The following is a 9,388-nucleotide window of genomic DNA, read 5'->3' on the forward strand; positions in this document are numbered from 1 at the left end:
ATTCCCGGAGCCTGAGGGGGGATTCGAACCCACGACCTGCTGTTTACAAGACAGCTGCTCTAACCAACTGAGCTACTCAGGCGATGGCCTGGCCGATTTTGAACCAACCAGCTAGCTATTATAAAGAACGGCGAAGGTAAAAGTCAAGCTGCATAGTTTATGTAAAGTTTTATACGTTCAAACAGGGCACGAATTACCTGCCCTTTTCTACCAGGTGCTATAATATCCAGCAAGAAGCCTCAGAGCGGAGAGGAGCATGTTCATGGCTGAAAATCTTTTTATCGTACTTTACCTGGCCGGCATGGTCCTGGGGTCGACCATCAGGGCCTGGTACGGAAGAAAGTTCCGACAGGACAGAAAAGCGATTTATCGGCAGGAAGGCCTGCTTGTTTTATTATTGGCGTCCCTGTGGGGAATCGCCATACTGCTGCCCTTCTTTAACCTGTTCACCGACTGGCTGGATTTCGCCGCGTATCCGCTTCCGGGCTGGGCGGGGTGGCCGGGCGTGGCCATCTTCAGCGTTGCCCTGTGGCTGCTCTGGAGGTCGCATGCCGATTTAGGTCGCAACTGGTCGGTGGCCGCGGAAGTCAGGGAAAGGCAGACGTTGGTCACCAGCGGCGTATTCAAATATATGAGGCATCCAATGTACTCGGCACACTGGCTGTGGGGAATCGCCCAGGCGCTGCTGGTACACAACTGGATTTCCGGCCTGGCCAGCCTCGTTATTTTCATTTCTGTGTATCTGCTGCGTGTTCCGCGCGAGGAACGGGTAATGCTCAACGAGTTCGGGGACGAGTATCGTAAGTATATGAAAAGAACCGGACGGGTTCTGCCACGCCTGTGGGAATAACCTGCCTGTAGTTACAACTTAAAACAGGAGGTATCGTTCTCTTCTGCGGATAATGAAGCCGGCAATCAGCCCCACAACGAGCCCGCCGAGGTGTGCCTGCCAGGCGACGGATGGCAAAAAGGAGAGAATGACGAACCCGCCGAGCACGGCCACGAAGAGGGGCATCGGAATAGGGATGGGGAAAATGATTACTGGCAGCCGTGGCTGCATCATCACAAGCGCTCCCGCCAGAGCGAAGACAGCCCCCGAGGCGCCTAGGGCTACCGAGTACGGTGCTAATCCCGATAGGAGCAATAGAAAAATATTGGCAATGATACCACCAACGAAATAGACTATCAAAAAGCGCCTTTCGCCAACTAGGCGATTGAAATATGTACCGAAGAAGTAAAGAGTTATCATATTACCAAATATGTGCCAGAACCTGGTATGCAGAAATATACTTGTTAGTATTGTCCAAGGCTGTGTCCAAAACTGTGCTGGCATTGGTAGCGCTAGACTCAGAAATATCTTCTGAGCAATTAGCGGCGATATTATAACTAATATAAAGACAATCACATAGACAAATAAGTTGGCGATTATAATTATCAATACGGGACTGAGCCCATCAGTTTGGTAACCGAACCTAACTCTCATGTATTAAGCAATTTCCTTTAGGGAAGTTATATATTTCATATTACCGTATTTAACGTCCCTAAACAACGACGGACGTGAAATGCTAAAATAACATCGGGCCTGTTTAAAAGGGATACTCCGTCCCTACACATGATTAGTTTATCTTTTGATTTATGGTGAGGTATGAGTGAATATATCATTGAAGTAGAGAGTCTGGTTAAAAAGTTCGGCGACCTGGTGGCGGTTAACGACATCAGCTTCAACGTGACGTCGGGGGGAATCTTCGGTTTTCTGGGCCCTAATGGGGCGGGCAAGACCACTACCATCAATATTCTATGCACATTGACCCGGCCGACTTCAGGTCGGGCCTGCATTGCTGGTCTGGACGTGGTGCGCCAGCAGAGCCAGGTACGCCAGATGATAGGCCTTGTCTTTCAGGACCCCAGCCTTGATGAAAGGCTCAGCGGTCTGCAGAACATGCGTTTTCATGCCCTCGTTTACGGTGTACCCACTTCAGTCCGCGAGCAGCGCATCGAGCAGTTGCTTCGCATGGTGGAGCTCTGGGACAAGCGCCACAACAAGGTTCAGACCTTTTCCGGAGGGATGAAACGGCGACTTGAGCTGGCGAGAGGGCTACTGCACCACCCCAGGGTGCTCTTCCTCGATGAGCCGACGCTCGGGCTTGACCCGCAGACGAGGAACCGCATGTGGGAATATATCCTCGAGCTGCAGCGGCAGGAAGGGACGACCGTTTTCCTCACCACACACTACATGGATGAAGCGGATAAAGCCGACCGCATTGCCGTTATCGACTATGGAAAGCTCATCGCCATGGACACGCCAGCAAAGCTGAAAAAAATGGTGGGCAAGGACATTGTGTCGCTGAAGACCAATGATAATGATAAGGCAGCGGAGGAAATCAGGCTGCGCTATCAGATTGAAGCCAGACATGATGGCGATGGACTTTGCTTTGAGGTCGCCAACGGTGAAGAATTTCTTCCCGTTTTACTGCGTGAATTCAACATCCGTATAATCGGCGTGAGCATGCGCCGCCCGAGCCTCGATGACGTGTTCCTCAAGCTCACAGGACATGAGATACGGGAGGAAGATGTCAGCGATACATTCAAGACAATGGTTCGCCAGCATGGCCGCCGTTTGCGGCGCTAGGAGGATAACATGAATCAATTGCGTGGTATCTATATTATCTGGTATCGTGATATATTGCGCTTCTGGCACGACAAGATGCGTTTGATAGGGTCACTTACCTTTCCGCTCCTGTTCCTCTTCGTCTTCGGCAACGGGCTCAGCGCCAGAATGGGCGTCCTGGGCGGGGGCTTCGACTTCACCCAGTTCATCTATCCCGGCATCATTGGCATGACGGTGCTGATGACTTCTTTCATGTCCGGGATTTCCGTGGTCTGGGACCGTGAGTTTGGCTTCCTCAAGGAAGTGCTGGTGGCACCGATAAGTCGTGCCGCCGTTGCTATCGGTAAGACATTGGGGTCCGCCACCATTGCCTCGTTTCAGGGAGTGCTGATACTCGCGTTTGCCCCACTCATCGGCGTTTCCCTTTCCATCGGGACGGTGCTGGCGCTCCTGCCGCTCATGTTCCTGCTGGCCACCGCTTTGGGCTCATTCGGCGTCCTGCTGGCCACCCGAATCCGTTCCATGGAGGCATTTCAGGCCACGATGCAGATGCTGATGTTCCCCATGGTATTTCTTTCCGGGGCGTTCTTCCCGTTGCAGGACCTGCCGCAATGGATGAACGTGCTGGTGAAGGTCAACCCGGCCACCTACGGCATTGCTCCCATCCGCCAGGTGGTGCTCGGCTCGGCCCCGGACGCAACCTACGGTATCAGCCTTTTCGGGCACACGCTGACGCTCTGGAATGAAGTCGCCATTCTGGCTGCCTTCGGGGCGGCGATGATTCTACTGGCCATATGGTCGTTCGGCAATCAGGAGTAATCAGCTTGACTTTGTTTGCCTGAATAACGATAATGAAGGTGGCCTTTCCGGTCGTTCCCCGATAGCTCAATGGTAGAGCGGGCGGCTGTTAACCGCTAGGTTCTAGGTTCGAGTCCTAGTCGGGGAGCCATCGATCCCACTAGCCCCACGCCTTGAAACGGAACTCGCCGGAATCCAAAAGGGGGCCACACGCCTCATCAACTAAGCACATGAGTATTTCCTAATTCGAAAGAGTGCCACGCTGAGAATCTAGGTTAATCGCGTTAGATTGCGGTGTCAGGATAAGTAGATAATGGAGATGCCGCCGACAATCATGGCTGTGGCTATAAATCTAAAGACTAACATTGTCTTGCTGGTAGTTGACTTTACCAGAAAATGGGGTAAGGAGTAGTTGAGAATAAGTGCATATATCGTAACAAAAATGGGGCGACTGCTGATAATAGTGGAGACCAGTGAGACAGGTCCTCTCGACAGTGCCCAGAATGACCCGGTTAGCGCTATTGGCGTTAAAGTCTCATTAAACGCCATCAATCCAAGCGAACGGTTCCTGTGATTCATATCCCTCAGCTGCCGTATGACGTGAGGCCGCATGGAGAAGACGAAGAATATACCGAAGATACAGAACGCATTGACAGAGAACATATTCCAGAAAGAGAAGTAGGCAAGGGCATACTTGCTGGTGATGTCCGCCATAGCTAATAACAGACTGGAACCAACCAGAGCCAAGAATGGCTTACCCGGCCATACAGCATTGCCGAACGGGTTCTGTTTAAATGATACGATGACGGCTCCCGCAACAACAATAACTATCGACAGCCACTGTAAAGGGCTGATGGACTCTCCCAGCAACGGCACAGCTATAAGCGCGACAAAGATCGGGTAGGTATAGACCACGGGCACAACCCGCGAAATCTCCTCCTTCTTCAATAAATATATCATGATGGTTGCCCCGGCAATGCGGATTATACTGGAGCCGAATGCCACCGTTAACGGCCACAAGCCGATATTTTCAGGAAATGGAAACAGGTAAAAGAAGAGCGACCCATAAAACAGGTGAATAACGCTGATCGGCAGCAGAAATGCTCTGAGGCCAGGCATACGCTTGGAGATGAGGTGGCTGTCAATCGTAGTAATTATGCCATAGATAGCCGCGCTCAATATGGCGATACTGGCCCAACTCATGGAGTATCAATACTCGCTTCCACGAAAGCAATCACATACCAGCTTACACTATCCAAAAGAAAAGGGGAAACCGTCCCCATGTAACACGCCACTCTATATTAAGTTCATTTCATAGCTTCACCATTGCTATTCCTTTGACATCCTCATATAAGGCGCGGAGCGAGGCTCGCCGGGAGCCAAAGGAGTAGCGTACGCCTCATGTATGGGCCTCCGTACCTTTCCCTACTCGGCGGAGCGCTTTGTAATTCGAGGAAAGATACTTTACACTAAAAAGACTAAATAGAGGAGGGTGTTACGATGGAAACTGAGGAAAAGCAATTGGAGCTTTACAACAGTCTAATGAAGTATAGAGATAAGCGGTCGCAGGTATTGCCAGATGTAGCGGCTGCAGGAAATGCGTTAGGGGAAGCGGTTTATAGTGATGGGGCACTTAATCGTAAGGTTAAGCGCCTAATAGCTATGGCCGTGGCACTTGGTATCGGGTGCATGCCCTGCATAATAGCTCAAACTAAACAGGCAGTTGAAGCTGGAGCCACGAAAGAGGAGGTTCTGGAAGCTGCCTCAGTGCTTCTAGCCATACATGGTACTAGCGGTTATTCTGAATCTTGGAGGGTGGTTAAAGTACTGGAAGAGTTGGGAATGATGTAGATAACCAAGCTATATTGAAGGCGGTTACTATGACCTACCCCCACGAGCCCCACGCCGCGAAACGGGGCTCACCGGGGGCACACATCCTGGCTTATCGTGCAATCACGTTGACTGTACTCTTCCCCCAACACTATAATATAGCTTCGATAGCGATTAAGTTTAGAAAACTAGAGGAGGTGCAGCTATGAAGCTATGGGGTTTTGGAGAGCGATCAGCAGAGCATATATTCATTCGTCTTCTGGGAATAGCCATACTAATTGTCGGTATTGTTACTGGAGCTTTAAATGTAACATTTGGCGGTTTCACCCCTATCCTGTGGTTTTTATTGGCTATTGTTGTATTCATGATCGCGATTTGTACCGAGGTATTAAGAATAGCAGATTTCTTGGAGAGCAAAAAATAGAAGTAGGAAATCTGTATGGTTAGTGAAACGGTACCTGCTGCTGATTAATCACAAAGCTTCTCAGGTCTGGTCTTACCCCACGAGCCCCACGCCGTGGAACTGAGTCTGCAATCACCAGGAAGAAATCATTGCGCCCATCCCCACAATACCAGCACCAACTCGCTATGGGAATATTATTTATGCCACAAAACAGAGAATAAGAAAATCGCCGACGCAATTATGTGATAAAAGTCGCTGATGTTTATCTAAAAAAGAAGCACCATTAAATATGTAGTCGCATTGAGCTAGATTGGAAAAGAGGTGCTATTTTATGAAACCTAAACTGTATATCATAATACCTTTCACAGTGGTCCTTCTTTCTGCATTTACCGCGGGAATTTACTTCGCCATTGATAAAGCGGGATTTATCAGCGACGTCAAAACTGAGGAGCTGCAGACCGTAGAGATTCGGGAATATGAGGGGAAAAATCTGTCCTCGGTCAATGACTTCCGCGAGAACTCCATCAAGGGGCCTCAGTACGTTGATACCGCCACGTACCAGCTTGAAGTCACCGGGCTCGTGGAAAAGCCTCTGAACTTCACCCACGAAGAGGTGATTGACAGCTACAAACACTACGAGAAAATGGTGAGGCTGGACTGCGTAGAGGGGTGGAGCGTCAACATCCTCTGGGAAGGCATGCTGGTGAGGGATATACTGAACGACGCCGGAGTATTGCCGGAGACCAAGAAGGTCATCTTTCACGCCTATGATGAGTACACCACCTCCTTTCCCCTAGACTACATCATGGGCAATGACATCATCATGGCCTACAAAATGAACGGGATTATCATGCCGCCGGAACGGGGCTATCCTTTCCAGCTCGTCTCCGAGAGCAAGTGGGGCTATAAATGGATAAAATGGATAACCAAAATTGAGCTCTCGGATGACGAATACCACCGCGGCTACTGGGAAAGCCGTGGCTACTCCAACCATGCAGACCTGGACGAAAGTTTCTTTGAGTACATGCCTTGAACCTAGTGTCCGTCCACACTCGTTATTAAGTATTCGATGGTTTCCAGCCTACACTTTTGGTCGGTGAAGCTCATTTGCTACATTTGATAGAGGGATGACACCATGAAGGCACCATCCCGGTGATATAGGGATAAACGTATTACTCATTATCGTGGCAGCTTAAGCACGTCTCATTAGTTCGCCCGCTATGATCTTCAGGGATTTTGGGTGCTTCAGCAATTCCGGCTTCGTGGCAGGCTAAACAGGCGGAGCGTCCCTCTATAGTATGCGGGACTGGAGGAGGAGTACTCGGCTCTGGAGGAGCTGGCGATACTTCCTCAGTGGTTTGTGGCTCTGATGGCGGGGGTGGTGGAGGAGAAGGTGCTTCGCCTTTCAAACTGGAAAGATAGGCTGCAATGTCTCTAATTTGTTCTGGAGTAAGAACATCACGGAAGGTTGGCATGGTAGCACCAGGCAGAACTGACTGAGGATCATTGGTAAAGGCCTCTAGAAAACTCATGGTGCGGCGCTCTCCGATTGTTGAAAGTTCAGGACCGAGTGCGCTACCCTTATCGTTTATCATGTGACAACTTAAACAGTGCTCCTCAACTAGCATCGGTGCCTCTGGACTGAAGCTGACCGGTGCTCCTACGGTTTGCAGGTAGGAGGTCAGCGACTCCAATTCTTCATCAGTGAACAGAAGCTTGGGGTGCAGTGTAGTCGGAGTCATGGCATGGGGGTCCCGTAAGTAGGTGGAAAGTGTCTCTCGGTCAAGTTGACTGCCAACGCTAGATAGATCAGGCCCTATGTTACCACCTACTCCACCAATGCTATGACAGTAGGCACAATTTATCTCTTGGTAAATATCTCGCCCAGCCTGCACCAATGGGCTTTCTTCACCAGCTGGTGTGGCTGGGGCTGACATAGCTCCAGCCGCTTCCAAGAGGGCAAATATTATTACTACCAAAACTCCGCTGCCAATGACGCGTTTTCTCTGTATCCAGCCTCTTCCCAGACCACGGTCTATGAAAGGCACCAGAATGAGTATCAATAATGCAATCATAGGTATAACGACTGCCGCCACTGGTTCCAGCCAGCCGGGGAAGAGCTTAAGGAATTGGAAAAAGAACAAAAAATACCACTCCGGTCGGGGATTATAGGTGGTGCTGGTTGGATCGGCGGGAGGTTCGCTTGTAACCGGGAAGAGAATTGCTAGGACAATAATAGCCGTTACCACCAGCAAAGCTATCAAGGCATCACGAGCTAAAGTTTGGGGGAAAAATATTTCACCGCCTTTCTTGCTGGCCTCATAATTCTCTTGGTAACTTTCCCTTTTACTTTTACCTCGAGATAGTGACGGTTTCATCTATGCTCCTACCAACCAATAATAACCAGAGCTACTTTTCCGGTGGGGCTGAAATCCCCTGCTTTATCACCAGAAAGATGTGAGTTACGATGAGCAGAATAATTAGTGGCGGAATAACACCAATATGAAAGGTGTAAAACCGAGTGAGAGTCAGAGCGCCTATACTGCTACCACCAACAAGAACTTTCTGGATCCAAGGTCCTACCACTGGTGCTTGACTGGCAATACCAGTACCTACATTAGTTGCCCAGTAGGCTTTCTGATCCCAGGGAAGGAGATAACCCGTGAAAGAAGCTCCCATAACCAGAATGAGCAGTAAAACACCTACAACCCAGGTCAGCTCTCGGGGGTATTTATAGGCAGCCATGAAAAAGGTACGCAAAAGATGCAAACCAATCAGAACTACCATGGCACCGGCTGACCAGGAATGTATGCTGCGAATAAAACCCCCGAAGGGCACCTCATGGGTAATATATTGTACGCTTTCATAGGCATGGTCTGGTGATGGGGAATAGTTCATCATTAAAAAAAGCCCGGTGAATGAAAGTAGAAGAAAAGTAACTAGGGTGGCACTACCCAGTGTATACCACCAGCCAACGCCCCGGGACACTTTCCGGTAAAGAAACCAATTAATGTTCTTCCTTATCTCTAGCCTTTCTTCAAACCATCCGCTTATGTTTGCCATGGTTACTGCTTCCTTTCCTTTGTAATCTGGCCACTTGCCAGGATATTCCCCCCTTCGATTGTGATTTCTAACCTGTCCAATGGGCGGGGTGGAGGTCCCTGGAGGACATTACCTTCAATATCAAACTCCCCATCATGACAAGGACATTTAAATATCTGTTTATCTTCATCCCAATAATAAGGACAATTCAGATGAGTACAGCGAGGGTCAAAAACAATGAATTCCTCCTTATCTCTATTGACTATCCAGGCTCCTTTACTCCGTGTGGTGATATACCAGCCGTCACGCATTCTCTGCTCATAAGTTACGAATGTGGGTTGACCTGCTGGTATATCAGTGGTGCGAGCAATAGACGTAAGTAAGGGGGTACTCTTTTTCCAAATCGGCGAAAGAAAGTAGCCTATTAATGGAGACGCTACGGCAACTGCGATGGCGCCGCTAATACCCCCGATAAGATAGCTGAGGAATTTTCTTCTGGAAACAGGTTCAGTCCCCGGTTTGGGTTCAGGTTGATTTTTCCACTCGAAACTCACCGTGACTACCTCACTGTTGTCAATCAGCGAAATGGGACACTTTTTGAACCGAACACTTTGGCATAATCAGGCGGCATTAATAAGCTCCCTGAGGTTCTGGTTGTAGTCTCTGCGACGATTAATTGTTAGGATTTGCACCTCCTTTCGGCGCTC

The 9,388-nt window shown here is 49.5% G+C and carries 11 protein-coding genes and 2 tRNA genes; 7 read left to right on the plus strand and 6 right to left on the minus strand.

What is annotated here, in order from left to right; all coding sequences use genetic code 11:
• Positions 1-8: 8 nt before the first annotated feature.
• Positions 9-82 (minus strand) — tRNA-Thr (locus KKD83_07520).
• Positions 83-262: 180 nt separating this feature from the next.
• Here KKD83_07520 and KKD83_07525 point away from each other — a divergent pair.
• On the plus strand, positions 263-850 hold the full coding sequence (locus tag KKD83_07525) for an isoprenylcysteine carboxylmethyltransferase family protein (GenBank protein MBU2535995.1): 588 nt from the start codon (positions 263-265) through the stop codon (positions 848-850).
• Positions 851-868: 18 nt separating this feature from the next.
• Here the strand turns inward: KKD83_07525 and KKD83_07530 are convergent, their stop codons facing one another.
• Positions 869-1,333, minus strand: coding sequence for a rhomboid family intramembrane serine protease (locus KKD83_07530; protein ID MBU2535996.1), 465 nt, complete (start codon positions 1,331-1,333; stop codon positions 869-871).
• A gap of 312 nt (positions 1,334-1,645) precedes the next feature.
• Here KKD83_07530 and KKD83_07535 point away from each other — a divergent pair, with 312 nt between their 5' ends.
• The 3 genes from KKD83_07535 to KKD83_07545 all read left to right on the plus strand — a co-directional run bounded on the left by KKD83_07535 (position 1,646) and on the right by KKD83_07545 (position 3,557).
• Positions 1,646-2,629, plus strand: coding sequence for an ATP-binding cassette domain-containing protein (locus tag KKD83_07535; protein MBU2535997.1), 984 nt, complete (start codon positions 1,646-1,648; stop codon positions 2,627-2,629).
• 9 nt (positions 2,630-2,638) lie between these two features.
• Positions 2,639-3,427: an ABC transporter permease gene (locus KKD83_07540; GenBank protein MBU2535998.1), complete on the plus strand. Its 789-nt coding sequence runs from the start codon at positions 2,639-2,641 to the stop codon at positions 3,425-3,427.
• Between the two features lie 55 nt (positions 3,428-3,482).
• Positions 3,483-3,557, plus strand: a tRNA-Asn gene (locus KKD83_07545).
• Between the two features lie 146 nt (positions 3,558-3,703).
• Here the strand turns inward: KKD83_07545 and KKD83_07550 are convergent.
• A complete protein-coding gene (locus tag KKD83_07550; protein MBU2535999.1) occupies positions 3,704-4,609 on the minus strand; it encodes an EamA family transporter in 906 nt (301 codons plus the stop codon).
• Positions 4,610-4,906: 297 nt separating this feature from the next.
• Between KKD83_07550 and KKD83_07555 the strand changes: the two genes are divergently transcribed.
• From KKD83_07555 to KKD83_07565, 3 genes are all read left to right on the plus strand, one after another.
• The gene (locus KKD83_07555) at positions 4,907-5,257 is read left to right on the plus strand and encodes a carboxymuconolactone decarboxylase family protein (protein ID MBU2536000.1); all 351 of its coding nucleotides are present in this window, start codon (positions 4,907-4,909) and stop codon (positions 5,255-5,257) included.
• A gap of 184 nt (positions 5,258-5,441) precedes the next feature.
• The gene (locus KKD83_07560) at positions 5,442-5,660 is read left to right on the plus strand and encodes a hypothetical protein (protein MBU2536001.1); all 219 of its coding nucleotides are present in this window, start codon (positions 5,442-5,444) and stop codon (positions 5,658-5,660) included.
• Positions 5,661-5,970: 310 nt separating this feature from the next.
• Positions 5,971-6,672: a molybdopterin-dependent oxidoreductase gene (locus KKD83_07565; GenBank protein MBU2536002.1), complete on the plus strand. Its 702-nt coding sequence runs from the start codon at positions 5,971-5,973 to the stop codon at positions 6,670-6,672.
• 139 nt (positions 6,673-6,811) lie between these two features.
• Here the strand turns inward: KKD83_07565 and KKD83_07570 are convergent, their stop codons facing one another.
• Genes KKD83_07570 through KKD83_07580 form a run of 3 tightly spaced genes read right to left on the minus strand, consistent with a single transcriptional unit; the run spans position 6,812 to position 9,235 of the window.
• Positions 6,812-8,017, minus strand: a complete 1,206-nt coding sequence (locus KKD83_07570) for a c-type cytochrome (GenBank protein ID MBU2536003.1) — start codon at positions 8,015-8,017, stop codon at positions 6,812-6,814.
• A gap of 31 nt (positions 8,018-8,048) precedes the next feature.
• Positions 8,049-8,702 carry a cytochrome b N-terminal domain-containing protein gene (locus KKD83_07575; protein MBU2536004.1) on the minus strand — a complete coding sequence of 218 codons (654 nt, stop codon included), beginning with the start codon at positions 8,700-8,702 and terminating at the stop codon, positions 8,049-8,051.
• Between the two features lie 2 nt (positions 8,703-8,704).
• A complete protein-coding gene (locus tag KKD83_07580) occupies positions 8,705-9,235 on the minus strand; it encodes a ubiquinol-cytochrome c reductase iron-sulfur subunit (GenBank protein MBU2536005.1) in 531 nt (176 codons plus the stop codon).
• Positions 9,236-9,388: the final 153 nt, after the last annotated feature.

This window comes from Chloroflexota bacterium (genome assembly GCA_018829775.1).
Taxonomy (GTDB): Bacteria; Chloroflexota; Dehalococcoidia; order Dehalococcoidales; family RBG-16-60-22; genus E44-bin89.

Excerpts from the sequence above, each read along its gene's own strand:
- KKD83_07555 (MBU2536000.1), top strand. The coding sequence starts at position 4,907 with ATGGAAACTGAGGAAAAGCAATTGGAGCTTTACAACAGTCTAATGAAG.
- KKD83_07560 (MBU2536001.1), top strand. The coding sequence starts at position 5,442 with ATGAAGCTATGGGGTTTTGGAGAGCGATCAGCAGAGCATATATTCATT.
- KKD83_07570 (MBU2536003.1), bottom strand. The coding sequence starts at position 8,017 with ATGAAACCGTCACTATCTCGAGGTAAAAGTAAAAGGGAAAGTTACCAA.
- KKD83_07540 (MBU2535998.1), top strand. The coding sequence starts at position 2,639 with ATGAATCAATTGCGTGGTATCTATATTATCTGGTATCGTGATATATTG.
- KKD83_07535 (MBU2535997.1), top strand. The coding sequence starts at position 1,646 with ATGAGTGAATATATCATTGAAGTAGAGAGTCTGGTTAAAAAGTTCGGC.
- KKD83_07530 (MBU2535996.1), bottom strand. The coding sequence starts at position 1,333 with ATGCCAGCACAGTTTTGGACACAGCCTTGGACAATACTAACAAGTATA.
- KKD83_07550 (MBU2535999.1), bottom strand. The coding sequence starts at position 4,609 with ATGAGTTGGGCCAGTATCGCCATATTGAGCGCGGCTATCTATGGCATA.
- KKD83_07575 (MBU2536004.1), bottom strand. The coding sequence starts at position 8,702 with ATGGCAAACATAAGCGGATGGTTTGAAGAAAGGCTAGAGATAAGGAAG.
- KKD83_07525 (MBU2535995.1), top strand. The coding sequence starts at position 263 with ATGGCTGAAAATCTTTTTATCGTACTTTACCTGGCCGGCATGGTCCTG.
- KKD83_07565 (MBU2536002.1), top strand. The coding sequence starts at position 5,971 with ATGAAACCTAAACTGTATATCATAATACCTTTCACAGTGGTCCTTCTT.